The following is a 25,917-nucleotide window of genomic DNA, read 5'->3' on the forward strand; positions in this document are numbered from 1 at the left end:
GGCTCAGAAGCCCGAAGAGGCTTGTGCCTCGGGGCTCGGGTCGGTGCTGTGCTGGATGCGCTCGCTCAGCAGTTCCCAGACCGGTGTCAGGTTGCCGGGCAGATAGGGAAGGGTTCCCAGTTCGGTGTGGCTCTCGTCGGGGCTGTGAAAGTCGCTGCCCCGGCTTGCGGCCAGGCCAAACTCGCGAGCGGTGTCGGCATAGGTCAGGTATTCGGCGGCCGTGTGGCTGCCGGTGACAACCTCCACACCCCGCCCGCCGTGGCTTTTGAATTCGCTGAACAGTGCAAATTCTTCATTGGCAGTGAACTTGTAGCGGGCCGGATGCGCGATCACGGCCACACCGCCGGCTTCGCTGATCCAGGTCACGGCGTCTCTCAGGGTGGCCCAGCGATGTTCCACAAAACCCGGTTTACCTTCGGTTAGGTACTTGCGGAACACTTCATTGGTTTCCTTGCACACGCCGCTTTCAACCAGGAAACGGGCGAAGTGGGTGCGCGAAATCAGTTCCGGGTTGCCGGCGAACTTCAGGGCCCCCTGGTAGGCGCCATGAATGCCGGCCTTGGCCAGTCCCTCGGACATGTCCATCGCGCGCTGTCCGCGTCCCCCCCGGGTCTGGCTCAGACCTCGCTGGAGTGCGGGGTTTTCGGCATCGAAGCCCAGGCCCACAATGTGCACCGTGTGACCAATGAAGGTGACCGAAATCTCGACACCGGTGAGGTAATGCATGCCCTGAGCCCTGGCCGCTGCAGCAGCCCTGGCCTGGCCACCGATTTCATCATGGTCAGTCAGTGCCCACAAGGCCACCCCGTTGGCCTTGGCACGTGCGGCAAGGGCTTCGGGTGTCAGAGTGCCGTCGGATACGACGGAGTGGCAATGGAGGTCGGCGTTGAGTATGGAGGTCACGCTGGCATTTTAGGCCTTGGGGAAAACCATGAGAGGAGACTGCCAAACGCCCTTTCCAGTCCGATATCAAAGGGCTAAGATAAAAATCCGGCAACCGGCACCCTTATGTAAAGGAAGCAGACATGAAATTCAATGACTTGCGCGTGGCACACAAACTGTGGGCCGTCATTCTGGGACTGTTGCTTCTGATGTTCACGGTCGCCGTATGGTCTCAATTCCGAACCCGCCAGGCCACCGATGAGGCTGAGCGAATGGTGCAGAAATACGAGCAGGCGATCACCACCGCCGTGAGTTGGCGGGGTCTGGCCGAGGTGGCTGTGACCATGGCCATGGCAAGTCTGGTATCGACGGATGCAGCGCAGGTGAAGGATTTTGATGACAGGGTAGCCGCCCTGACAGCCAGAATCACGCCGGTACAGGAGCGAGTCAACAAGACGGCGATATCGCCCGCAGACAAGGAGGCCCTGGCGCATGTTGCTGCAACCCGGGCCGACCTTCGCGGTCAGGGCGATAAAGTGAAGCAGCTTCGCGAAGGCGGCGATGCGGCTGCCAAACAGGCTTTTCATGACAAGGAGTACCGCCCCCGGGTGATGGTTTACCTGGATGCCATTGACAAATATGTGGCGGTACAGGAGAAGCAGCGCGATGCGGCAAAGCAGGCCTCCGTTGACACGCGCAGTGAAGTCCTGATCGTGGCCATCATCAGCGTGGTCCTGGTGTTTGCCTTGAGCATTGTTCTTTCGTTGATTCTGGTGCGTTCGATTACCACCCCGCTGCAGCGGGCGGTGTCGGTGGCACAGGCCATCACGGCGGGTGACCTGACGCAGGACATCCATGACGATCGCAAGGATGAGTTTGGCAACTTGATCACTGCGCTGTCCGAGATGGTGACCAAGCTGCGCGGGCTGGTCTCGGAGGTGCGCACCGGTGTTGAATCGGTGTCGACCGCCTCCAGCGAGATCGCTACCGGTAACAATGATCTGTCGGTCCGAACTGAGCAGACCGCTTCCAATTTGCAGGAGACAGCTTCCAGAATGGGAGAGCTGACCGGTACAGTCAATCAATCGGCCGATACGGCGCGTCAGGCCAACCAGCTCGCCGCGACAGCGGCGCAGGTTGCAACCCGTGGTGGTGAAGTGGTGGGCCAGGTGGTTGACAGCATGCGTCACATCACGGAGTCGTCGCGCAAGATTGCCGACATCATCGGCACCATCGATGGCATTGCGTTTCAGACCAATATTCTGGCGCTCAACGCGGCAGTTGAGGCAGCGCGAGCAGGCGAGCAGGGCCGGGGGTTTGCGGTGGTGGCCTCCGAGGTTCGCAGCCTGGCGCAGCGTTCAGCCGAAGCTGCCAAGGAGATCAAGACCCTGATCAGTATGTCGGTGGAGTCTGTGGAGTCAGGCTCGGCACAGGTCGAGCAGGCTGGGCAGACCATGGGCGAAATCGTCAGCAGCGTTCAGCGCGTCACGGACCTGATTGGCGAAATTACCGCTTCGTCCAACGAGCAGCGCGATGGCATCGGTCAGGTCAATCAGGCGGTGGCCAACCTGGACCAGATGACCCAGCAGAATGCAGCGCTGGTGGAAGAGTCGGCTGCGGCGGCGTCGGCTTTACGCGACCAGGCTCAGCGCCTGGCGGGTGTGGTGTCGGTGTTCAATGTGGGCAACTATGGGTCCACGCAAACCGCAGCCTTGGGTCAGCGGCAAGCGCCGCGTCTGGCTGCCTGACTGTTCACCACGCGACAGCTGTTCAGACCTCGGCGGCTTCAACCAGAAACCGGACCCGCCGCACACCGTTCCAGGCATCTGCGTCGAGCCGGAAAGCAAGTTTGACGCGTGCTGGCAGCGGCTCGGTGTGGCCGAACCAGATGCCGTCCACCGGTTGGCCCTGGTGCTTGAGCTTGAGCGACAAATGCTTCTCACCCACCAGGCGCTGTGACACCACTTCAACCTCTTCGCTGAAGGTAGGCGCGGCAAAGCCCTGGCCCCAGACCTCGTGGTGCAGCACATCCACCAGTTCAACCCGGCGGTATTCGGGCTTGAGCGGGCCATCGGTATCGATGCGGCGGGTGAGCGTGGCAGCGTCCAGCCACTCCTGGGCGACTTCGTTCAGCCCTTGCTCGAAGGCGTCAAAGTTTTCCTCGGCAATGGTGCAGCCCGCCGCCATGGCGTGCCCGCCAAAACGCAGCAACACGCCGGGGTAGCGTTTGGCCACCAGGTCCAGCGCGTCGCGCAAGTGAAAGCCGGCAATGGAGCGGCCCGAGCCTTTGAGTTCGTGTTCCTTGCCGGGTGCGGCACTGGCGGCAAAAACAAAAGTGGGGCGGTGCAGCTTGTCCTTGATGCGGGACGCCACGATGCCCACCACGCCCTCGTGAAAATCGGGGTCGAACACACAGATGGCGGGCGGGGGCTCGTCGCCTTCATCAAACAAACCTTCGGCGATGTTCATGGCCTGCTCACGCATGTCGCCCTCAATGACACGGCGTTCGCGGTTGATGCCGTCCAGCGCCTTGGCCAGTTCCGTGGCGCGCGCAGCATCGTCGGTGAGCAGGCATTCAATGCCCAGCGTCATGTCCGACAAGCGACCCGCGGCATTGATGCGTGGCCCCAGTGCAAAGCCAAAATCAAAGGTGGTGGCTACCGGTGCGCTGCGGCCTGCGGCCTCGAACAGGGCGGCCAGCCCGGCTGGCATGGCACCAGCGCGGACCCGTTTGAGGCCTTGGGCAACGAGGCGGCGGTTGTTGGGGTCGAGCTTGACCACATCGGCCACCGTGCCCAGCGCGACCAGCGGCAGCAAGGTATCCAGCTTTGGTTGTGTGGCAGCATCGAAGTAGCCGCGCTGGCGCAACTCGGCGCGCAGTGCCAGCAGCACATAAAACATCACGCCCACGCCCGCGATGGACTTGCTGGGGAAGCTGCAGCCGGGCTGGTTGGGGTTGACGATCACATCGGCCTGCGGCAGCACGATCTGGCCGTCCACACTGGCGGGCAGGTGGTGATCCGTCACCAGCACCTGCAAACCCAGGGCGCGGGCCGTGGCCACGCCCGCCATGCTGGCGATGCCGTTGTCCACCGTAATCAGAACGTCCGCCCCGCTGTCCTTGACGCGCTGCGAAATCGGTGCGGTGAGGCCATAGCCGTCCACCACGCGGTCCGGGACGATATAGCTGACATGCCGGGCGCCGAGCATGCGCAGACCGCGCACACCGACCGCGCAGGCGGTGGCACCGTCGCAGTCATAGTCGGCCACGATGCACAGCTTTTTGTGTGTGGCGATGGCATCGGCCAACAAAGTGGCCGCTTCGGCAACGCCCCGCATCTCGCCAGGAGGAATCAGGTGGGTCAGGGCCTGGTCAAGCTCCTGCGTGCCCTGAACGCCACGCGCCGCATACAACTGCGCCAGCAGGGGGTGGATGCCCGCCTGTTCCAGCGCCCAGGCGGTACGGGGTGGAAATGTTCTTGCTACTATTTTCATAGCTTTTCAAGCAATCGGGATGTGGGCGTAGTGCCAAATAGGTTCATAAATCGCTGCATGAGGGTTCGGCTCTGGAGAGTGAATGTTTGCGCGCTGCGCTCGCCGCACAGGGTGAGCTGGTGGGGGCTATTTTGATGCAGTCCGGCCAGCAGGGCGGCGCATTCCTTGGTGTCCAGTGCTTGCCAGGCCTGGATCCAGCCGGCCCAGTCTTCATTGAGGGCTGCATCGCGCAGGGTGTTGACGACCAGAGGCGCGTTCGATGCCGCCAAAGCGGGTGCCGGTTCAGGCGTGGCGCCGGTGCCGCTGAGCCAGAAGGAATTGACCGGGGGCACGCCCCGCGCCGCACGCGCGTCGTTGACCGGATGGGTGTAGAGCAGCATCTGCATTTCGTTTTGCAGTCGCCGCAGGCTGGCGGCGCTGGCGCTGCGCGGTATCCAGCTTTCCACATTGCGCCCGGCCACGCGGTCCAGTGAGGCCGTGGCCAAGCCTCTGAAAGCTTCGCCACGGGCCAGCCAGCGGGTGGCCTGGTCATATTGCAAGGCAATGCCGTCTTCCTGGAAATAGGGTTGCATCGCGGCCAGCAGGGCTTCGGACTCCTGCTGCGGGAAATCGGGCAAGGCCAGGCCGCTCATGCTGATATGGTTGGTACCCACTTGCCAATGGCAGGGTGTGATGAAGCCCCAGGCGCCACCCGCGGCTTGCCGTGAAGAGGCCTGCAACGCCGCCCACGGGATCAGCCCGTCCTCCATCGGCAGATTCAGCGCACGGGCCAGGGCACGTTCGTGCGGTGTGGACAGGCTGCGCTCATCGCCGGTGTCCATGGGCCCGGGTGTCAGGCGGGACAGGAGTCGCTCCAGGTTCGGCAGTTTCAGGGTGCGAAGGGCTTCGCTGCAGCCGTCGGAGCTGCAAAACGCAAAAGGAATCAGGAGGTGCATGCTTTGATTGTGCGGGAAACGGGCCGCGCCGGTCTGCGCCAGGCCCGTATCTGGCCGGCAATGCCACAATGACGGCTGTTTCAAACCCGGTTGGTCAATGCAAATTCCCTACGAACTCATTCTTGGCTGGCGTTACACGCGGGCTGGTCGTGCCACGCGGCGCAACGGCTTCATCTCTTTCATATCGGGCGTATCCATGCTGGGCATCGCCCTCGGTGTGGCGGCCCTCATCATTGTGCTGAGTGTGATGAATGGTTTTCAGAAAGAGGTGCGCGACCGCATGCTGGGGGTGGTGTCGCACATTGAAATTTTTGCGCCTAATGGGGAGGCATTGCCGGATGTGGCGCGCACCCTGAGCGAGGTTCGGGCCAATGCGCAGGTGCTGGGTGCTGCACCTTTTATAGCAACCCAGGCTTTGTTGGCAAGGGGTGAGGACATGAAAGGTACTGTGGTCCGGGGCATTGACCCGGCCCGGGAGCCGGAAGTGACCGACCTGGCGGTCGAGCTGAAAAATACCGGCCTGAACCGCCTGATTCCGGGCGAGTTTGGCGTGGTGCTGGGGGGCGAACTGGCTCGCTCCCTGGGCGTGCGTCAGGGCGACAAGGTCACGCTGGTAGCGCCCAGCGGGCAGGTGACGCCCGCCGGTGTGGTGCCGCGCCTCAAGCAAATGACGGTGGTGGGTACCTTTGATTCGGGTCACTACGAATACGACTCGGCCCTGGTGCTGATGCACATGGACGATGCGGCCAAGATTTTTCGCCTGGAGGGTCCCACCGGCGTGCGACTCAAGCTCAAGGACCTGCACCAGGCCCGCGAGGTGGCTGCCGAACTGGCAAGCAGCCTGAGTGGTCAGCTGCTGGTGCGCGACTGGACGCGCCAGAACCGCACCTGGTTTGCCGCCGTGCAACTGGAAAAACGCATGATGTTCATCATCCTGACCCTGATCGTGGCGGTGGCGGCCTTCAACCTGGTCTCCACGCTGGTGATGACGGTGACCGACAAGCGCGCCGACATTGCCATTTTGCGCACCCTGGGGGCCAGTCCGAGAAGCATCATGGGCATCTTCGTGGTTCAGGGTGCCATGGTTGGCGTCATTGGCACGCTGGCCGGGCTCACCCTGGGCCTGGGTGTGGCCTTCAACATCGACGTGCTCGTGCCGGCGCTGGAGCGCCTGCTCAACGCCAGCTTTTTGCCGAAAGACATTTACCTCATCAGCCGCATGCCCAGCGATCCACAGCAGTCCGATATCCTGCCGATTGCTGTCATCTCATTGGTGCTGGCGTTTTTGGCCACTTTGTATCCCAGCTGGCGCGCGAGTCAGGTGAACCCGGCGGAGGCGCTGCGCTATGAGTGATCTTGTTTTGAGCGCCCGTGGCCTGACCAAGCGCTTCACCGAAGGCCGCCTGGATGTGACGGTGTTGCAAGGTGTGGATCTGGATGTGTACGCTGGCGAAACCCTGGCCATTGTGGGCGCCTCCGGCTCGGGTAAAAGCACGCTGCTGCACATGCTGGGCGGGCTGGATGCGCCCACCACCGGTTCGGTTCATTTGCGGGGCCAGGATCTTGCGCACCAGAGTGCGGCGGTGCAGGGACAACTGCGCAATCAGTACCTCGGCTTTGTGTACCAGTTTCACCACCTGTTGCCTGAGTTCAGCGCGCTGGACAATGTCGCCATGCCCTTGTGGATTCGGCGCATGGCCCCCGACAAATCTGCCCAGATAGCGACAGACATGCTGGCAAGCGTCGGCTTGAAAGACCGCCTGCACCATCGCCCGGCCGAGCTTTCGGGTGGCGAGCGCCAGCGCGTGGCGATTGCCCGCGCCCTGGTCACCAAGCCGGCCTGCGTGCTGGCCGACGAGCCTACCGGCAACCTGGACCGCAGCACCGCCAATGGTGTGTTTGAGCTGATGCTTGAACTGGCGCGCACCCAGGGCACAGCGTTCATCATGGTCACCCATGACGAAACGCTGTCGGCCCGCTGCGCCCGACAATTGCGGCTGGTCCAGGGAAAATTATCCGAGACGGTTTAAAGATTTTTTGACATTCACGACGAACTGCATATGAAAGCAACAGGATTCACCACCGACATCGTTCACTCTGACCAACATTTTGGCGTGGAGCACGGTGGCATTCACAAACCCATCCACACCTCGGTCCAGTACGGCTTTGAGCGAGTGGAAGACCTTGTCGGCGTGTTTCAGGGCACCACCAAAGGCGGCTTCAATTACGCGCGCCAGGGCACACCCACCACGGCGGCGCTGGAATCCAAGATCACCCGCATGGAGCAGGGCGTGGGCACGATTTGCTTTGCCACCGGTATGGCCGCCATCACGGCTGTGTTTTTAACCTTGTTGCGCACCGGCGACCATGTGGTGGCCAGTCGCTTTGTGTTTGGCAACACCAACAGCTTTTTTGGCACGCTGGCCGACCTGGGCATCACGATCACGCTGGTTGATGCCACGGCATCCGACAAGGTGGCCGCAGCGCTGCGCCCCAACACCCGGCTGGTCTTCGTGGAAACCATCGCCAACCCGGGAACGCAGATAGCGGATCTGTCAGGCATTGGTGCGCTGTGCAAGGAACGCGGCGTGCTCTTCGTGGTGGACAACACGATCACCTCCCCCCTGCTGTTCCGCCCCAAAACAGTGGATGCCGGTCTGGTGATCAATTCACTGACCAAGACCATTGCCGGCCATGGCAATGCACTGGGGGGGGCGGTCACCGACACCGGCTGCCATGACTGGCAGGCGTATCCGAATATTTTTGAGAGTTATCGCAAGGGCGACACGCGTCAATGGGGCCTGACCCAGATTCGCAAAAAAGGCTTGCGTGACATGGGTGCGGCCCTGTCATCCGAGCATGCGCACCAGATCAGCGTGGGATCCGAGACCCTGGCTTTGCGCGTGGCGCAGAGCAGTGCGACCGCGCTGGAACTGGCGCGCTTTCTGGAGGCGCATCCTGCGATCACCCGGGTCTACTACCCCATGCTGGCGTCGCACCCCCAGCACGCCGTGGCGCGTCAGCATTTCAGTGCGGGTTCGTGGCTGCTGTCGTTCGAGTTGCGTGACGCATCGGAGTGCTTTGCGTTCATCAACCGCCTGCAACTACCAGTCAAGGCCACGGGCCTGGGCGATACGCGCAGCCTGATCATTCCGGTGGCACACACCATTTTCTGGGAGGCTGGTGCGCAGGCCCGTGCCGCCATGGGCATAGCGGATGGCTTGATCCGTTTCTCGGTCGGGCTGGAAGACAGTGCCGACCTGCTGGCGGATTTCGCGCAGGCATTGGGCTAGGGCTGCCCCTGAGAAGCTGATGTTTCCGTATGAGCTTCTGGATAGATACCCACTGCCACCTGGATGCAGCTGAGTTTGAGCCAGATGCCCCCGCCGTTCGTGCTCGGGCAGCTCTCAATCATGTAGCGCATTGTGTTCTGCCGGCGGTGGAGGTGGCCAACTTCGATGCAGTGCGCCGCTTGGCGCATCAAGGTGGCGACAGTTACGCGCTCGGCATCCACCCGCTGTATGTGGCCAAGGCGCAGGAAGCCGATCTGGCGACGCTGGACGCCCGGTTGCTGCAATACCGGGATGATCCGCGTCTGGTGGCGGTGGGCGAAATCGGGTTGGATTTTTTGGTGCCCGAATTGACGACCAGCCCCTTGCGCGAGCGCCAGGAGTTCTTTTATCTGGCGCAACTCAAGCTGGCCCGCAAACATGGCTTGCCCGTGATCCTGCATGTACGCCGCTCCGCCGATCGGCTGCTCAAAGGTTTGCGTGACCTCGGTGGCAGTGGCATCGCCCATGCCTTCAACGGCAGCGATCAGCAAGCCCGGGCTTTTGTGGCGCTGGGCTTCAAGCTCGGCTTTGGCGGTGCGCTCACCTATGAGCGGGCCCTGCAACTGCGCCGGCTTGCAGCCAGCCTGCCCCTGGAGGCGATTGTGCTGGAGACCGATGCGCCCGACATGCCGCCGCACTGGCTCTACACCACGGCCGGGCAGCGCGAGGCGGGCGCACCCCAAGGCCGCAACGAGCCCGGTGAGCTGCCGCGCATTGGGGCTGAACTGGCGGCCCTGCGCGGCATGTCGGCGTCAGACCTGGCCGACGCCAGCACGCGCAACGCCCTTGCAGCTCTGCCGCGTCTGCGTGCATTGTTGGCGGTTTGACGCGATGACGTCGCAGCACGATTCAACCATCGGCGGTGTTCAGCCTCGGGGGCCCGGCTTGCGCCTGCTCGGACTGCCGCCCATCGTGTCCCCCGACACACGGCTGCTCATCCTGGGAAGCTTCCCCGGTGCGGCGTCCTTGGCGCGGCACCAGTACTACGCCCATCCGCAAAATCATTTCTGGAAAATTCTTCAAGCCATTTGGCCAGATAGCCCTCGTGCAATAAGCGTAGAAAGCTATGAAAAACGTAGCGAATGGTTGCTGGGCAAAGGCCTGGGCGTGTGGGATGTGTACGCGTCGTGTGAGCGTGAGGGCAGCCTGGATGCCGCCATTCGCAACGCGCAAGTCAACGACTTTGCCCGCCTTCAGCGCATGTGTCCCCAACTCAGCGTGATTGCACACAACGGCGGTGAAAGCTTTCGCCATGCTCGGCATGTGTTGGCAAGTTTGAGTGCTGCTGGCGCGCAAGCACCGTTACCTGTTTACAAACTGCCGTCGACCAGCCCGGCCAATGCCAGCTGGAGTTTCGAGCGCAAACTGGCGGCTTGGCGCGAGGCGATGGCCGCAGCAGGTCTGCTTTGAGCCCGGCGAGATGGCGTTTGAGGATAATGCCCCCATCTTGAAAAAACGCACCAACAAACTCCCCGAAGTTAATTTCTCCGACGAAGGTCCGATTCGTCATTTGCATCTGGGCACCGAATGGATTCAGGGCTCCATGCTGATGGACGCGCCCACGGTGCTGTTCCACGAATACATTCAGCGCATGATGGCCTGGCTGCTGTTTGTGGATGCAGACACCGTGGCCAAACGCCATGCCATGCAACTGGGCCTGGGGGCGGGCTCGCTCACCAAATTCTGCGCCAAGGAATTGCGCATGAAAACCACGGCAATCGAACTCAACCCCCAGGTGCTGCTGGCCTGCCGTGGCTGGTTCAAGCTGCCCGCTGACAACGCCCGCATGCAGGTGGTGCTGGCCGATGCCTCGGAAGAAATCCAGAACCCCAAATGGTGGGGTACGGTGGACGCCCTGCAGGTGGACCTGTACGACCATGAAGCCGCTGCCCCTGTGCTGGACAGCCTGCCCTTCTACAACCACTGCCGGCGTCTGCTCACGCCGGAGGGCTGCATGACGGTCAACCTGTTTGGCCGGGCCTCCAGCTTCACGCGCAGCGTCGAGAAGATTTCAGCCGCATTCGGTGCGGATGCCGTGTGGGCTTTCAAACCCACCCGCGAAGGCAATACGGTGGTGCTGGCCCAGCACACCCCCAACCGGCCCAAACGGGAGGTGATGGAGGCACGCGCCGAAGTCATCGAAGCCCGTTGGGGCCTGCCTGCCGCCAAGTGGGTGCGGGTTTTCAAGCCGACGCTGAAATGAAAAACACCACCAGCTCCAAGGCGACTGCGCAAGCACCCTACAACGGTCCGTTGGACTGGCGTCGTTTGGTGGAATGGCTGCACAGCGATGCCGTGATCACGGCGGCGGAAGCGCAGCGCATCACGGCACGTTGCGCTCAAGCCGAAAGTGCGCAGCATCCGTTGGTGCGTCTGGCCAGCGTGTCGGTGCGGCGTGCGATGGATGACAGACCGCTGGACATGGAATTGCTCACCCAGTGGCTGGCCACGCGTGCCGGGCTGGAGTATTTGCGCATTGACCCACTGCGCGTGGATGTGGGCAAGGTCGCCGACACCATGAGTGCGGCCTATGCCGAGCGGCACAAGATCTTGCCGGTCCAGGTGACGCCCACTGAGGTGATCGTGGCCACTGCCGAGCCCTTCATCAATGACTGGGTGGCTGAGGTGGAGCGGCAGTCGCGCCGAAGTGTGCGCCGGGTGGTCGCCAGTCCGCAGGAAATTCACCGTTACACCGCCGAATTTTTTGCGCTGGCCAAGTCGGTGCGTTCGGCCAACAAGGCCGGAGGCAACGCTGGCGGATCGAGCTTTGAACAACTGGTGGAGCTGGGCAAGGGCAACAAGCAGCTCGATGCCAACGACCAGGGCGTGGTGCAGGTGGTGGACTGGCTGTGGCAATACGCGTTCGACCAGCGTGCCAGCGATATTCACCTGGAACCCAGGCGTGAGCAGGGCGTGATCCGTTTCCGGATTGACGGCGTGCTGCATCCGGTCTACCAGATGCCCATGGGCGTGTTGAATGCCATGACGGCACGCATCAAGCTGCTAGGCCGCATGGACGTGATGGAAAAGCGCCGTCCGCTGGATGGCCGCATCAAGACGCGCAATCCAAAGGGCGACGAGATCGAGATGCGCATCTCCACCTTGCCCACCGCTTTTGGCGAGAAGATGGTGATGCGAATTTTTGACCCGGACAATGCGGTCAAAGATCTGGATGCACTGGGTTTTGCGCCGCACGATGCCCAACGCTGGGAGGCACTGGTCAAGCGGCCGCATGGCATCATTCTGGTGACCGGCCCTACCGGCTCGGGCAAGACCACCACCTTGTACTCCACGCTCAAACGTGTCGCGACCGAAGAGGTCAACGTCAGCACGGTGGAAGACCCGATCGAAATGATCGAGCCCTCGTTCAACCAGACACAGGTGCAGCCGCAGCTTGACTTTGGTTTTACAGAAGGCTTGCGTGCGCTGATGCGGCAAGACCCGGACATCATCATGGTGGGCGAGATACGGGACCAACAAACGGCAGAGATGGCTGTGCAGGCCGCTTTGACCGGGCACTTGGTGTTCTCCACCCTGCACACCAACGATGCGCCCTCGGCGGTGACACGCCTGATGGAGCTGGGCATTCCGTCTTACCTGATCAATGCCACCTTGCTGGGTGTGCTGGCGCAGCGTCTGGTTCGCACCTTGTGCAAGCAATGCAAGGTGCCCGACTCCGCAGCCACGCGCGAGGCCCTGGCGGAAGTGGTCAAGCCCTGGCAGATCAGCGGCGGCTACAAGCCCTACAAGCCGGTGGGCTGTGTGGATTGCCGCATGACCGGCTTCATGGGCCGCATGGGCCTGTATGAGTTGCTGGTGGTGACCGAGGCCTTTAAGGAAAAGATCAACCGCGAGCCCCAGACCGATGCGCTCAAACGTCAGGCGATTGCCGACGGCATGCGGCCCCTGCGCCTGGCAGGTGCGCTGCGCGTGGCCGAGGGGCTGACCGTGGTTGAAGAAATTCTGACCTGCACGCCGCCTTTAAGTTGACCCGGGTCGCCGGTGTGACATAGGTGAAATCCACATGACGTCTGTGGCTGTTTCCCGTGCAAAATGCCCTGTACGAATTTATCGTGGAGTTTCTGTATGAATATCAAAAGTCAAAAAGACTTTTTCTCGGGCCTCATGTTCATGGCTGTGGGCGTGGCCTTTGCCTGGGGTGCCACAACCTACACCGTCGGCACTGGCGCGCGCATGGGTCCGGGCTACTTTCCACTGGTGCTGGGCGTTCTGCTCGCAGTTCTGGGCGGGGTCCTTGCCTTCAAATCCCTGGTCGTTGAAACGGAAGACGGTGAAAAAATCGGAACCTGGGCCTGGAAGCCTCTGTTTTTCATCATCGCCGCCAATCTGGTGTTCGGCCTGATGCTGGGAGGACTGCCCAATCTCAAGATTCCGGCCATGGGATTGATCGCAGGTATTTATGCCCTGACCTTCATCGCCAGTCTGGCAGGGGAGGAATTCAGTTTCAAAGCTGTTTTTGTCCTCGCCACCGTGCTGTCGATCATGAGCTATCTCGCTTTCATCGTTCTGCTCAAGCTGCAGTTCCCGGTGTGGCCCGCTTTCATCACCGGTTAAGGAACTGACAAATGGATCTGATTGCAAACCTTTCCCTGGGTTTTGGTGTCGCGTTCACGCCCATCAACCTCATGTACGCCTTTGTCGGGTGCCTGTTGGGTACCTTGATTGGTGTGCTGCCTGGCATCGGCCCCCTGGCCACCATCGCCATGCTGCTGCCGGCTACCTACGCGCTGCCGCCCGTGTCGGCACTCATCATGCTGGCGGGTATCTATTACGGCGCGCAGTATGGCGGCTCCACCACCGCCATCCTGGTCAACCTGCCGGGTGAATCCTCGTCCGTGGTGACGGTGATCGACGGTTATCAGATGGCCCGACAGGGCAGAGCGGGGCCGGCATTGGCGGCTGCGGGTTTGGGCTCATTTTTTGCGGGCTGTGTGGGCACTTTGGTGCTGGCCGCGTTTGCCGTGCCTCTTACCGAAGTGGCCTTCAAATTCGGGCCTGCTGAATATTTTTCCCTGATGATTTTGGGCTTGATTGGTGCGGTCGTGCTGGCCTCGGGCTCCCTGCTCAAGGCTGTGGGCATGATTTTTCTGGGCTTGCTGCTGGGCCTGGTCGGGACCGACGTGAACTCGGGCGTGGCCCGTTTCAGCTTTGACATTCCAGAGCTGACCGATGGTATTGGCTTTATCGTGATCGCCATGGGTGTGTTCGGCTACGGCGAGATCATCAGCAACCTGGGCAAACACGAAAGCGAGCGCGAAGTGTTTACGGCCGATGTCAAAGGTCTGATGCCGAGTGCGCAGGACTTCAAGCGCATGGTGCCTGCCGTGCTGCGCGGTACATCGCTGGGCTCCCTGCTGGGGATTTTGCCCGGTGGCGGTGCTGTGATGGCTGCCTTTGCCGCCTACACAATTGAAAAGAAAACCAAATTGCAGCCAGGTGAAGTGCCTTTTGGCAAAGGCAATATCCGCGGTGTGGCAGCACCTGAGGCGGCCAACAACGCCGCATCGCAAACCTCCTTCATTCCTTTGCTGACACTGGGTATTCCACCCAATGCGGTGATGGCCTTGATGGTGGGGGCCATGACCATCCACAACATCCAGCCCGGCCCCCAGGTCATGACCAGCAACCCCGAGTTGTTTTGGGGCCTGATCGCATCCATGTGGATTGGCAATGCGATGCTGATCGTGTTGAATCTTCCTTTGATCGGCATCTGGATCAAGTTGCTGAGCGTGCCCTACCGCTGGCTGTTCCCGGCGATCGTGCTGTTCTGTGCGATTGGCGTGTACTCCACCAACAACAACACCTGGGACATCTGGATGGTGGGCCTTTTTGGTGTCATCGGTTATCTCTTCATCAAGCTGGGCGCTGAACCCGCGCCCTTGCTGTTGGGTTTCATTCTGGGGCCGATGATGGAGGAAAACCTGCGCCGTGCCTTGCTGCTTTCCCGCGGGGACTGGAGCGTGTTTGTGACGCGCGGCCTGTCGGCGAGCCTGTTGGCTGTGGCCGCGCTGCTGCTTGTGATTGTGTTGTTGCCCTCGATCAAGAGGAAGCGCGAAGAGGCTTTCGTCGAAGACTGATTTTTGGTTGGATCCAAGAAGCGGCACCTGAGGGTGCCGTTTTTTTTGGGGGGAGGCGTGCGGCACAATGGCGGGAAGGAAAATCTATGCAACTCAAGCACCAACTGGCTCAGCACCCGCAGCGCGTCTCGCTGCACAACGAAGTACATGCCCGTCCGCCTCAGGCTTTGACTGCGCCGCTGGCGATCTCTCATGTTGTCATGTTGTGTGATGCGGCCGAGCGCGAGGCCAGTCGCTCTCATGTGGCGGCATTGTTGCGGGATCACCATTTGCCGCTGCCAGATCCGCAGTCCAGTCATTTCCGCATGGACCTGGGTGCGTTTCACATCCGCTGGGAACTGCACACGGAATTTGTCTCCTGGACCTTCATGTCGGCCCTGCCGGTCGATCGTCTAGGCGAAATTGAGCCCGATCGGGCACTGAATGCCGTGCCGCAGAGCTGGTTTGCCGGCTTGCCCGGCCAGTGTTTGTCCAGTCTGCATCTCTGGGTCGTGCCCATGCTGGCCAGCGGCGCATCGGGGCTCATCAAGCAAATGCTGCTGGAAGATACCGTGCTGGCTTCCACGGTGGCCGGTGATGTGGGGGAGGTTTACACCGACTTTGCCATCCATGCCGATGGCTTTTCGCGCATGGTGCTGCTGGCAGGGGATATGTCACCGCGCCGCCTGGGTCGATTGGTGCAGCGCTTGCTGGAGATCGAAACCTACCGCATGGCCGCTTTATTGGGTCTGCCGGCAGCGCGTCAGGCTTTCGGCATTCTGGCCACTGCGGAGCGGGAGTTGGCCGAGCTGGCCAGCGCCATTCAAAGTGCCACGGCGCAGGATGAACCGCTTTTGCTGGACCGTCTGACCAAGCTGGCGGGCCAGGTCGAGAGCCAGCATGCGGCGACCCACTCGCGGTTTTCGGCCAGTGCAGCGTACTTCGAGTTGGTGGACAAGCGGATTGTCGAGATTAATGAGTCTGCATTGCCTGGCATGCAGACGCTGGGGCAGTTCATGGATCGCCGTCTCAGCCCGGCGCGAAGTACCTGCGAGTGGGCCACCCGGCGCCAGGACGCCCTGTCGCAACGTGTCTCGCGTATCAGCAGCCTGCTGCGAACCCGTGTGGAGATCGAGCAGCAGCAAAGCAGCCAGGCCCTTCTGGCCACCATGAATGCCCGCCAGGATCTGCAACTCAAACTGCAGTCGACGGTGGAAGGCCTGTCGGTGGCGGCCATTACTTATTACATCGTTGGCCTGGTCAGTTACCTGGCCAAAGGAGCGCATTCCCTGGGCTGGCCCTGGAGCGCGGAAAGCACCGCTGCGGCGGCAATTCCCGTGGTTGCGCTGGGCATCTGGTGGTCCTTGCGGCGCTTGCACCACAGGGTTTTCAAGAATTGAGCTTCAAGGGTCCAGCGGCATTCTGTCGCTGCTTGACTTGGGCGGTGCAAAGGGCAATGTCAGCACGAAGGTCGCACCCTGGCCCGGGGTGCTGAATACCTCGATTTCGCCGCCAAGCATGCCGGTCACGATGTTGTGCACGATGTGCAGCCCCAGGCCTGAGCCACCCTGACCCAGGCGGGTTGTGAAAAAGGGGTCAAAAATCCGGCTCAGATTTTCTGCCGAAATACCGCGTCCATCATCTCGAATACGCAGTTCAAGTTGATCGGCGTTCAGTGCGGTGGCGGAAATGTCGATCTGGCCGGGTTGCCCGGGCTCAAAGCCGTGAATCATGGCGTTGTTGACCAGATTGGTCAGGACCTGGCCCAAGGGCCCGGGGTAGCTGTCAAGCCAGAGGTCTTCTGCCACGCTGGAGCTGACCTTGCACGGACTTTTGCGGATGACAGGATTGATGGTGATCAGGATTTCCGAAACCACCGAATCCAGCGAAAATCGCCTGCGGTGCGAACTGGTCTGATCCACCGCCACCTGCTTGAAGCTAAGTACCAACTCCGATGCCCGTGTCAGGTTGCGCAAGAGGATATCGGTGCCGGCGCGTGAGTCGGCTACAAATTGCTCCAGCGCCGAGCGTTTCAATCCGCTGGCCATGAGCTTGGTGAACTCCTGCAGCTTGTGGTCCAGCGTGCTGGCCACAGTCAAGCCATTTCCAAGCGGGGTATTGAGTTCATGGGCAACACCGGCCACCAGGGAGCCGAGTGCGGCCAGCTTTTCTGACTTGATCAGTTCACTCTGCGTTGTTTTCAACGAGTTGAGGGTCTCGAACAGTTCCGAGTTGGCGTTTTGAAGCGCTTGCGTGCGCTCGCTGACACGTTGCTCCAGCTGCGTGTTGAGCGCAATGATTTCTTCCTGAATTTTTTGCTGGTCTGTAATATCCTGGTAGGAGGTCAGCCAGACGGCCAGCGGACCCTCGCCCACCAGCCGCACGGACAGCAGGCACTGTCGATGAACGCCATCGGCCCGTCGCATGAGTACGGCGAAGTCCCGCACGCCCTGGTCGCGTTCGAGTTGGTTTAAAAAGAAGGTTCTCTGCTCGGGATCCACCCACAGCCCGATTTCGAGCGAGGAGTGTTGCAGGGCCTGTTCGGGTGCGTAGAGGAAGGTGCGAAACCAGGCTTCATTGAAATTGAGACCCAGGTATTTGCCACCGACTTGGTGGACTGCCAGCGCCACCGGGGACGACTGAAACAGCTCGGCAAAACGTGCCTCGCTGGCGATGCGCTCGGCTTCTGCCTTCTTCAGGTCACTGATGTCGGTGATGGTGGCTACCGTGCCGGGGGTTCCAAACTCGCTGCTGGAAACCCGTCTGATCGTGACCAGCCCCCAGGTGTATCCGCCATCTGCACGCAAGAAACGCCGCTCCGCAGAAGCCAGTTGCCCCGCAGGTGCGCCGAACAGGTTTCTGATGCCATGCTTGGCTGCGGCCAGGGACTCCGGGTGTATCAATTCGGGGTAGGTGCGGCCTAACAATTCCCCCGGCTGGTAACCCAGCATGTCGGTCAATCGCTGGTTGCACAGGGTGATGTTGCCTCTCTCGTTCATCATGATGATGCCGGTCGGGGAAACCTCAAACAGGGTCCGCAACCGGGCTTCGCTCTCACGCAATTCCCGGTCGGCGCGCTTGATATTGGTCAGGTCGTGCAAGAGTGACACCAGGAAGCGTTCGCCATTGGCTTCGAAGACCGCGCAGTTCAGTTGTGTTTCGCGGGTGTTGCCGTGACGGTCACCCTGGAGGTAGGGGATGTTGTGCACAATGCCGTCGCGTCTGAGCTTCTCCAGAAGTTCGGCACGATTGAAGTCATTGCGCCATACACCCAGTTCCATCACGGTCTTGCCCAGGGCTTCTTCACGCGTGTAACCAGTGGCCCGTTCGAAAGCCTGGTTGATCTCCACCAGGCTGCCGTCGCTCATGCGGGTGATGCTCATGGCGTCGGGGGACACCTGAAACGCCGCGGAGAGCTGCTCTTGCGCGATGCGCAGGGCTTCTGTGGCCTTCTTTCTCTCTGTGACATTGCGAACAAATGCCGCTACCCGACGGGGCCCTACCTGGGCGGCAAACGCCTCGAATGAGCCCATGATCCTGCCATCGACATAGTCAGTGCTTTCACGACTGAAGGGCTCTCCGGTCAATGCGACCTGGGCATAGGCCTTGGGTATGACCGTGCCGGCCAGACCGGGAAAAACATCTTCGATGCGCTTTCCAATCAGGTCGATCAATTCAAGTCCGGTGGTTTGCAAGGCGCCACGGTTGGCGCTTTGCATGATCAACTGGTTGCTGGCGTCCAGCTCGTACTCCATGATGGCAATCGGGGCGCCGTCAAACAGGGCCCGAAAGCGGGCCTCGGATTCGCTCAAGCGCCGCTGTACAGCAAGGTCTTCGGTGACATCACGAACGACAGAAACCGAATGCGATACGCCGTCGATATAGACAATGGAACAACTTGCCACGCAGTCATGGATCACGCCGCTGCGGTTGCGCAAATGCCCGCGAAAACCCCTCACGCGACCGTCGCGGATCAAGAGGTTGATGTAGTCAGTCCGCTCCGACGGAATGGCCCAAATGTTGAGATCCAGCATGGTGTGCCCGATGGCTTCGGCGGCGCTGTACCCGGTCAGCATTTCAAAGCCCTCGTTGACGTCAACAACCATGCCATCGGACGTTCGCGCAATCAGGATGTAGTCCGGGCTGGCCTGAAAGACTTCACGGTATTTTTCATCCGACGTGACGCCTCGCGCAAAAGCCTGTGGGTTGACCCGGCTGGCGCCCGGACCGGCGAGTTGACGCAGCAGTGTGATGGTGAGTGCAGCCCACAGCACGGCGCCGGTCAGCGTTACCCAGAGAAGGGAGCGCAGCGTCTCCACTGGTACCCAAAAAAGACAGGCCATACCCGCCAGGGGTGGCGCGACGACCATGAGCAAGGTGCGCAGTGGCAGATTTTTTAGCAATTTCAACTTCTTGAATGCGGGTGACGTCAGTGAAGCCGGGTTGGATAGATCATTATGATGCAGCTTGTATGAAGTTCAATTACGACAATCCCTACCCCTCTACCCGCCTGCCCGTATTTGCACGCAATGTGGTGTCCACCTCACACCCGCTGGCCGCCCAGGCCGGTCTGCGCATGCTGTACAAGGGTGGCAACGCGGTGGATGCTGCAGTCGCTGCGGCTGCGGCCATGACCATCGTCGAGCCCGTGAGCAATGGTCTTGGCAGCGATGCGTTCTGCATTTTGTGGGATGGCAAGGCGTTGCATGGTCTGAACGCGTCGGGGCGTGCCCCGCAAGCCTGGATGCCCAGCTATTTTCGAAGTCGGTACGGTGCCGGTGCGGCCACACCGCCCAAGCGCGGCATCGATTCGGTCACGGTGCCGGGCGCGGTAAGCAGCTGGGTCGCCCTGAGCGAGCGATTCGGAAAATTGCCTTTTGCCGATTTGATGGAACCCGCGATTGATATCGCCGAGCGTGGTTATTTGTTACCTCCGGTGGTGCGGCAAAAGTGGGCTGCCCCGGTGGATGAGCTGAAATCCTTGCCCGGCTTTGCCCAGGCGTTTCTGCCGCGCGGGCGTGCGCCAAGTGTTGGAGAGTTGTTTCAATTTCCCGCCGCAGCCCGCGCCCTGCGTGCCATTGCTGCGAGCAAAGGTGAAGCGTTTTACCAAGGTGAAATTGCCCAGGCGCTGGAGCGATTTTCGAAGCAGTATGGCGGGGGTCTCACCCAGGCTGATCTGGCTGCGCACCGCCCTGAGTGGGTGAAACCCATTGCCAAAAATTACCGTGGTTACACCCTGCATGAGATTCCACCGAATGGTCAGGGCATTGCAGCATTGATGGCGTTGGGAATTCTGGATAAGTTTGACCTTGCCAGCTTGCCGGTGGACGGCGTGGCGTCCCAGCATCTGCAGATCGAGGCCATGAAGCTGGCGTTTGCCGATGTTTACCGCTTTGTCGCGGAGCCCCACAGCATGGAGGTCACGGCCGAACAGATGCTCGATGATGCCTATCTGGCCTCACGTGCCCGGCTGATCGATCCGGGTCGAGCGCAAAACTTCGCAGCCGGCAACCCGGTCAAGGGCGGCACCATTTACCTGACCGCGGCGGATGAGTCCGGCATGATGGTCAGCTTCATCCAGAGCAATTACATGGGATTTGGTTCAGGCTGCGTGGAGCCGAGCTTTGGCATCAGCCTGCAGAACCGCGGACATGGCTTCAGCCTGAACCCGGACAGCCCCAATGTGGTGGCGCCGGGCAAGCGGCCGTTTCACACCATCATTCCAGCCTTCCTGACCCAGAACGGACAGCCTGTGATGAGCTTCGGCGTGATGGGTGGCAATATGCAGCCCCAGGGTCATCTGCAGACGCTGGTGCGCATGCTGGATTACCGCCAGAGTCCGCAGGCGGCCTGTGATGCGCCTCGCTGGCGCTTTAACGCGGGGCTGGAACTCAACGTTGAAGCCTCCATGAAATCCACAACTGTGCAGGGCTTGAATGATCTGGGCCACCGTATGGAAGTTATCGAGGATTCCTACCAGGATTTTGGTGCGGGCCAGTTCATCTGGCGCGCGGGTGACCCGGGTGCTGAGGGCTACGTGGCCGCCAGTGACCCCCGCCGCGATGGTCAGGCGGTTGGGTTTTGAATCCTTCCCCTCCCGAATCCATTGCGCCACCAGCTACTAAAAAAATAGCAACCGGTCTTGTCCTTGCCACCGTGGGTGCGATTGCATTCAGCGGCAAGGCGATCATCGTCAAGCTGGCTTACCGTTACGGCGTCGACGCGGTGACGCTCATCATGTACCGCATGCTGTTTGCGTTGCCCATTTTTGCGCTGATGGCCTGGTGGTCCAGCCGTGGCATGCCCGCCCTCACACGCAAAGACTGGCTGGGCATTTTGGGCCTGGGCGTCACGGGCTACTACCTGGCCAGTTACCTTGACTTTGCCGGTCTGTCCTATATCAGCGCTTCGCTGGAACGACTCATCCTGTACCTCAATCCGACGCTGGTGCTTTTGTTGGGCCTGGTGCTCTACCAGCGCAAGATCACACGCCAGCAGGCCTTGGGCATGCTGATCAGTTACGCCGGTGTGCTGCTGGTGTTTGGTCATGAGATCCAGCTTGAAGGTGGCGACGCGGCTCTGGGCGCCTTGCTGGTTTTCCTCAGCGCGGTCAGTTACGCGATCTACCTCAGTTTCAGTGGCGAACTGGTGCAGCGTCTGGGCTCCCTGCGTCTGGTGGGTCTGGCCACCACCGTGGCTTGTCTGTTGTGCATCGTCCAATTCGTCTTGTTGCGTCCCTGGAGTGCCATGATCGTCGCTCCCGAGGTGATCTGGCTCTCCCTTCTCAATGCGACCCTGTGTACGGCGGTGCCGGTGCTGTTGGTGATGATGGCGATCGAGCGGGTTGGCGCTGGCGTGACCGCTCAAACCGGCATGGTCGGCCCGATGTCGACCATTCTGATGGGGGTTGTGATCCTGGGCGAGCCTTTCACGGCCTGGGTGGCGGCGGGCACCGTGCTGGTGATTGCGGGAATCTTTGTCTTCACCCGCACCGGCCGGAGTGCTGCGGGTTGACAATTCGTCTTCTGCGCCAAAAACTACGATCATTTCACTCGCAAGCTGCAAGGTAAATCCAATGAAACTCATGGCTGTTCTGTTCGCCGACATTGCAGGTAGCACCAAACTCTACGACACCTTGGGAGACAAGCAGGCCAAGAAGATGGTGGATGAGTGCATTGCCGCGATGCGCAGCATCGTTGAGCAATATGGCGGCCGCGTCATCAAGACCATTGGTGACGAAGTCATGTGCGTGCTGCCGGACGCCGACAGCGCTTGCCTGGCCGCGACCGACATGCAGCTCAAGATCATGGCGTTGCCTGCCGTGTCCAACGTCAAGCGCGCCATTCGCGCAGGTTTTCATGCCGGGCCGGTGATCGAAGACAACAACGATGTTTTTGGCGACACCGTCAACCTCGCTGCGCGCATGGCGGGGCTGGCCAAGGCGACCCAGATCATCACCACCCGTGCCACCGTGGAGCAACTTTCGCCCTTGTTGCGCAGTTCAACCCGCCGGATCGCCGCCCTGTCAGTCAAAGGCAAGGGCGACGATGTCGAGGTATGCGAAGTCATCTGGCAGGCAGGCGAAGAGTTGACCATGGCCACGCCATCCATCCTGACTCCCCCCAGGCTGGTCAGGCTTCATTTGCAATACGGCGCGTCCGAGCTTGTCCTGGAACAGGCCAATGCCGGTATGGTGCTCGGGCGCGATGCCAGTTGCCAAATCGTCGTGGCCGACCGAATGGCCTCGCGCCAGCACGCGCGCATCGAACGGCGACGCGATAAATTCTTTCTGATCGATCAAAGCACCAATGGCACTTTCGTGGCCTTTGCGGACGAGGCCGAAATCACGCTGCGGCGCGAAGAGGTGATGTTGCGCGGGCAAGGACGCATTGCCTTCGGTCGCAGCGTGAGCGAGTCCAGCGAAGAAACGGTCGCATTTTTGATAAGCGGCTGAACCCATCAACCGGCCCCGGACCCTCAGGTCATGGGCTTCATGGGGCTGCCTTTGAGCAGCGACTTGCCGCGAGAAATCGAACCGCCCATGAGCCCGGCCGGTGGCGCGGTTTCCAGTTTGCCGCGCACGGCCACGTCGGCGCAGGTGCTGGCAAAGCTCATGTTGATCTGGGTGTCGCTTGAGCCGGCAAGGGCAAAGCAGTTTTGGCCAAGCTTGCTGTTGAGGGGGCGTATGACGGCGTCCTGAATCACATCGCTGGCACTGCCTTCAGCCAGTTGCAACTGGAACTTGCCGGTCTCGCTGAGCAACTGAACGTCCAGCACCTGCCTGATGCCACGCAACTCGCGCAGCAGCAGTTGTGCTGTTTGCGCATCGGGCAGGCCCGTGACATGGAGCTGGGTTTGCCGTACGCCGAAGTTAAAATGCTGCAGAAAAAAGTTCTTTGAAAACTCATCGCCCATTTGTTTGCCAATGTCACCGAGCGCCTGGTCTTCGGTGGCCCAGCTTTGGCCCTTGGGCATCACGGTGTTGAGGTAGATCTCTTCGCCGCTGGCCTTGTCAATGGCCTTGACGGTCCACGAGGTCAGCACCGTCTTGGTGATGGTCAATCCGGAGGTGGGCAGCTTGGCTGACAGTTGCTTGAGCCTTGCCTCGCCCTGTATCACGAAGTCGGCCACTTTGGCATCCGGCCCGGTTCTGGCCTCGCCTTCATTGGACCAGACCCGAAAGCCAAAGGATTTGATCCGCTCCTTGAGCACGTTTTCCGCCAGCTGCGAGCGAGCGGGGGGCAAGGCCTGTGCGGATTCGGCATTGGCCACATTCATCTGGATGGAAACCCTGGGGTCGCCATTGTTGCGTATGAAGTCGATGCGCTCGTCCTTGGACAACTGGTTGAGTGACTTCTGCACATCACGCACCTTGACCACCGCGCGGGTTTCGGTTTCCAGCAGGCCGTCCTTGCCGGTACTGGGCGCTCCCTCATGAAGCACGGACTTGATGAAACTGCCCGACCGGGACAGCAGCTTCTGTTCGATCAGCGCGTAGTTTTTGTTCAGTGAGTTGCTGTCGATGTACAGGCCCAGTACTTTTTCGATCAACTGGCGTTTGGCATCCGCACGCGCCTCGGCCTGGGCTGCGCCCGGGTCGCCCTTGAAGCGGGCATCTTTGGGATCCACCAAACCCAGTGCGCTGATGATGACGTTGCCGGAATCCTGCGCGGGATCACTGACCACCACCGGCGTGATCACCGGTGGTGGCGCTGCTGCCGGTGTGGCTGCCACAGCGGGTGCTACGGCCTGATTCTGGGCCAGCGGCGCAGGCTTGTCAGTGCTCTTGCCGATCAGCATGTAGGCGGCACCGATGCCCCCGACCAGTGCAAGGCCTGCGAGGGCCCCCACCATGGCTTTGGGGCTGCGCGTCCGGGTGCTTGCCGGCGTGGCAGGGGCAGCATGGGTGCGGGGCATTGTGCCACCGGGATCGATCAAGGTGCTGTTGCCCGCATTGATCAGGGTTTGTTCCGCACCCGGGTTGGCCACCGCGGCCTGAATTGATGCCGCAAATTCGGCTGCCGTCTGAAAGCGTTGATCCGGGTTTTTGGCCATGGCTTTTTTCACCACGGCATCCCAGGCGCTGGGCAGCGCCACGTTCAACATGGAGGGTGCCAGGGGCTCTTCCCGCAGCACCTTGTACATGATGGTGGTGGTGTTGCCGGTGAATGGCTTTTCACCGGTCAGAAATTGGTACAGGATCACACCGCACGAAAACAGATCGCTGCGCCCATCGACCGTCTGCCCCATGAACTGTTCGGGTGACATGTACGACGGTGTTCCCATCACCGTACCCGCCTGGGTCAGTTCCGACTTCTCAACGCGAGCGATACCGAAGTCGGCGATCTTGACCTTGCCGCTGTCCAGCACGATCAGGTTGGCCGGCTTCATATCGCGGTGCACCACGCCCTTGGCGTGCGCATGGCTCAAGGCGTCCAGTATCTCCCCCATCAGGCGAGCCACCTCGGGCAGGGCGAAGCGTTCGTTGGCCTCGAAATAATCGCGCAGCTCACGGCCCTTGACGAACTCCATGGCGATGAAGGCCACGCGTTCGCGAGCGTCGGAGACCGTGCCGGGGCCGGCCACCATGGTGAGATCATCCTCGGCCACCACTTCGCCGTAGTCATAGACCGCCACAATCCCGGGGTGGTTCAGACGCCCGGCCGCTTGCGCCTCGCGTTTGAAGCGCGCCAGCACATCGCCCGCCTCGGCTGAGTTCAATTGCTGTGGCAAGATGGTTTTGATGGCCACCGTGCGCTCGATCACCGGGTCAAAGCCTTCGTAAACAACGCCCATGGCCCCCTTGCCGAGTTCGCGTCGGATCAGGTACTTGCCGAGTTTGGTGATGCCGGACATGCTGGTCTATTTGTTTTTGGCGTCGATGTCCCAGACCGCGGTTTGCACCAGGCGCTGCACCATGGTGTCCAGCCCAACACCGCCCTTGGCACCGTCGGAAACTCCCAATACGCTGGTCTGGGTGGAGCCGACCTCCATCTTGAGCTCCTTGTAGCCTTGGGCAAGCTGCTCGGTGGTGTTGGCATTCATGATCTTGTAACGCATGCCGATGAGCCAGACACCGCTTGCATCCTGAGTCTGCACTGAGCCTGCTACGGCGCCAGCCCCGGAGCCGCCCAGGCCACCCAGCATGGACAGCAGCCCACCAATGGCACGGCCGTCAATGCCTTTTTTGTTTTCCGAAATCTGTTCGGCCTTCAGGATGTCGAACTTCACCACCCATTTGGTGGTTTTCAGCTTGCCCACTTGCATCGTCTTGCGTGCGGCGGCGACGTCGCCAAGGTTGTAAGCGAGCGAGATCTCCTGCAACAGGTTGCCCAGGTTGCTGCGCTCCAGGACTACAAAGTTGGCATTGGACAACTCAAGCTCGGCGAAATCGGCAATGTTGTTGGGGCCAAACTTCTGCGTGAATGTGGCGTTGTTGCTTTTCACCTCCCCCGGTATCACCACCAGCGCAGGCCCCTTCTTGGCCTTGTTCACGTAGTCGACTTCCTTGTACGCAGCGGCGTCGGCGGCGGCATTGGCCTTGTCGGAGGTCGAGGTGCCCGCCGTAGGGGATGGATTGCCAAAACTGGGTTGCGCCCAGGCCTGCGCGCCGCAGGTCAACACAACGAACAGCGCGGTCATGGCGCTTGCCTTGCCGGAATGGAAAAGATGCGTTTTCATAGGTTCCCTTTGCAA

General features: G+C 60.9%; 20 protein-coding genes. 14 read left to right on the forward strand and 6 right to left on the reverse strand.

Annotated features, from left to right (window positions below):
- Positions 1-3: 3 nt before the first annotated feature.
- Positions 4-903: a 3',5'-nucleoside bisphosphate phosphatase gene (locus tag IV109_RS06125; protein ID WP_296693784.1), complete on the reverse strand. Its 900-nt coding sequence runs from the start codon at positions 901-903 to the stop codon at positions 4-6.
- A 122-nt stretch (positions 904-1,025) separates the two neighbouring features.
- Between IV109_RS06125 and IV109_RS06130 the strand changes: the two genes are divergently transcribed.
- Positions 1,026-2,630 (forward strand): methyl-accepting chemotaxis protein, encoded by a 1,605-nt coding sequence (locus tag IV109_RS06130; RefSeq protein ID WP_296693785.1) that lies wholly within the window; start codon positions 1,026-1,028, stop codon positions 2,628-2,630.
- Positions 2,631-2,652: 22 nt separating this feature from the next.
- Here the strand turns inward: IV109_RS06130 and recJ are convergent, their stop codons facing one another.
- A complete protein-coding gene (gene recJ / locus IV109_RS06135) occupies positions 2,653-4,377 on the reverse strand; it encodes a single-stranded-DNA-specific exonuclease RecJ (RefSeq protein WP_296693786.1) in 1,725 nt (574 codons plus the stop codon).
- Positions 4,374-5,312 (reverse strand): phosphoglycerate mutase, encoded by a 939-nt coding sequence (locus tag IV109_RS06140; RefSeq protein ID WP_296693787.1) that lies wholly within the window; start codon positions 5,310-5,312, stop codon positions 4,374-4,376. Before IV109_RS06140 ends, recJ begins: the two co-directional genes overlap by 4 nt.
- Positions 5,313-5,409: 97 nt before the next feature.
- On the opposite strand from IV109_RS06140, the gene IV109_RS06145 reads away from it, so the two are divergent.
- The 10 genes from IV109_RS06145 to IV109_RS06190 all read left to right on the forward strand — a co-directional run bounded on the left by IV109_RS06145 (position 5,410) and on the right by IV109_RS06190 (position 16,121).
- The gene (locus IV109_RS06145; protein WP_296693788.1) at positions 5,410-6,666 is read left to right on the forward strand and encodes a lipoprotein-releasing ABC transporter permease subunit; all 1,257 of its coding nucleotides are present in this window, start codon (positions 5,410-5,412) and stop codon (positions 6,664-6,666) included.
- Positions 6,659-7,342 carry a lipoprotein-releasing ABC transporter ATP-binding protein LolD gene (gene lolD, locus IV109_RS06150; RefSeq protein WP_296693789.1) on the forward strand — a complete coding sequence of 228 codons (684 nt, stop codon included), beginning with the start codon at positions 6,659-6,661 and terminating at the stop codon, positions 7,340-7,342. The genes IV109_RS06145 and lolD overlap by 8 nt, the downstream gene beginning before the upstream one ends.
- A 30-nt stretch (positions 7,343-7,372) precedes the next feature.
- A complete protein-coding gene (locus IV109_RS06155; RefSeq protein WP_296693791.1) occupies positions 7,373-8,605 on the forward strand; it encodes a cystathionine gamma-synthase family protein in 1,233 nt (410 codons plus the stop codon).
- Positions 8,606-8,634: 29 nt separating this feature from the next.
- Positions 8,635-9,471 (forward strand): TatD family hydrolase, encoded by an 837-nt coding sequence (locus tag IV109_RS06160; RefSeq protein ID WP_296693793.1) that lies wholly within the window; start codon positions 8,635-8,637, stop codon positions 9,469-9,471.
- A gap of 4 nt (positions 9,472-9,475) precedes the next feature.
- Positions 9,476-10,054, forward strand: coding sequence for a DNA-deoxyinosine glycosylase (locus IV109_RS06165; protein ID WP_296693795.1), 579 nt, complete (start codon positions 9,476-9,478; stop codon positions 10,052-10,054).
- Between the two features lie 10 nt (positions 10,055-10,064).
- Positions 10,065-10,847 carry a spermidine synthase gene (locus IV109_RS06170; RefSeq protein ID WP_296693797.1) on the forward strand — a complete coding sequence of 261 codons (783 nt, stop codon included), beginning with the start codon at positions 10,065-10,067 and terminating at the stop codon, positions 10,845-10,847.
- Positions 10,844-12,634, forward strand: coding sequence for a GspE/PulE family protein (locus IV109_RS06175; RefSeq protein ID WP_296693798.1), 1,791 nt, complete (start codon positions 10,844-10,846; stop codon positions 12,632-12,634). Before IV109_RS06170 ends, IV109_RS06175 begins: the two co-directional genes overlap by 4 nt.
- 96 nt (positions 12,635-12,730) lie before the next feature.
- Positions 12,731-13,219, forward strand: a complete 489-nt coding sequence (locus IV109_RS06180) for a tripartite tricarboxylate transporter TctB family protein (RefSeq protein WP_296693799.1) — start codon at positions 12,731-12,733, stop codon at positions 13,217-13,219.
- 11 nt (positions 13,220-13,230) lie between these two features.
- Positions 13,231-14,742 carry a tripartite tricarboxylate transporter permease gene (locus IV109_RS06185; RefSeq protein ID WP_296693800.1) on the forward strand — a complete coding sequence of 504 codons (1,512 nt, stop codon included), beginning with the start codon at positions 13,231-13,233 and terminating at the stop codon, positions 14,740-14,742.
- An 86-nt stretch (positions 14,743-14,828) separates the two neighbouring features.
- Complete coding sequence (locus IV109_RS06190) at positions 14,829-16,121, forward strand: DUF3422 family protein (RefSeq protein WP_296693802.1); 1,293 nt, start codon at positions 14,829-14,831, stop codon at positions 16,119-16,121.
- A 3-nt stretch (positions 16,122-16,124) separates the two neighbouring features.
- On the opposite strand, the gene IV109_RS06195 is transcribed toward IV109_RS06190, so the two are convergent.
- Entirely contained in the window at positions 16,125-19,124 is a 3,000-nt protein-coding gene (locus IV109_RS06195) for a PAS domain S-box protein (protein ID WP_296693803.1), read from the reverse strand.
- A gap of 68 nt (positions 19,125-19,192) precedes the next feature.
- On the opposite strand from IV109_RS06195, the gene IV109_RS06200 reads away from it, so the two are divergent.
- From IV109_RS06200 to IV109_RS06210, 3 genes are all read left to right on the forward strand, one after another.
- On the forward strand, positions 19,193-20,806 hold the full coding sequence (locus IV109_RS06200) for a gamma-glutamyltransferase family protein (protein WP_296693805.1): 1,614 nt from the start codon (positions 19,193-19,195) through the stop codon (positions 20,804-20,806).
- Complete coding sequence (locus IV109_RS06205) at positions 20,803-21,735, forward strand: DMT family transporter (protein WP_296693807.1); 933 nt, start codon at positions 20,803-20,805, stop codon at positions 21,733-21,735. The genes IV109_RS06200 and IV109_RS06205 overlap by 4 nt, the downstream gene beginning before the upstream one ends.
- Positions 21,736-21,796: 61 nt before the next feature.
- Positions 21,797-22,675, forward strand: coding sequence for an adenylate/guanylate cyclase domain-containing protein (locus IV109_RS06210; protein WP_296693810.1), 879 nt, complete (start codon positions 21,797-21,799; stop codon positions 22,673-22,675).
- A 23-nt stretch (positions 22,676-22,698) separates the two neighbouring features.
- Here the strand turns inward: IV109_RS06210 and IV109_RS06215 are convergent, their stop codons facing one another.
- Positions 22,699-25,077, reverse strand: coding sequence for a serine/threonine-protein kinase (locus IV109_RS06215; RefSeq protein ID WP_296693813.1), 2,379 nt, complete (start codon positions 25,075-25,077; stop codon positions 22,699-22,701).
- 6 nt (positions 25,078-25,083) lie between these two features.
- Positions 25,084-25,902: a hypothetical protein gene (locus IV109_RS06220; protein WP_296693815.1), complete on the reverse strand. Its 819-nt coding sequence runs from the start codon at positions 25,900-25,902 to the stop codon at positions 25,084-25,086.
- Positions 25,903-25,917 lie beyond the last annotated feature (15 nt).

It is taken from the genome of Rhodoferax sp., from assembly GCF_018780565.1.
Lineage (GTDB): Bacteria > Pseudomonadota > Gammaproteobacteria > Burkholderiales > Burkholderiaceae_C > Rhodoferax.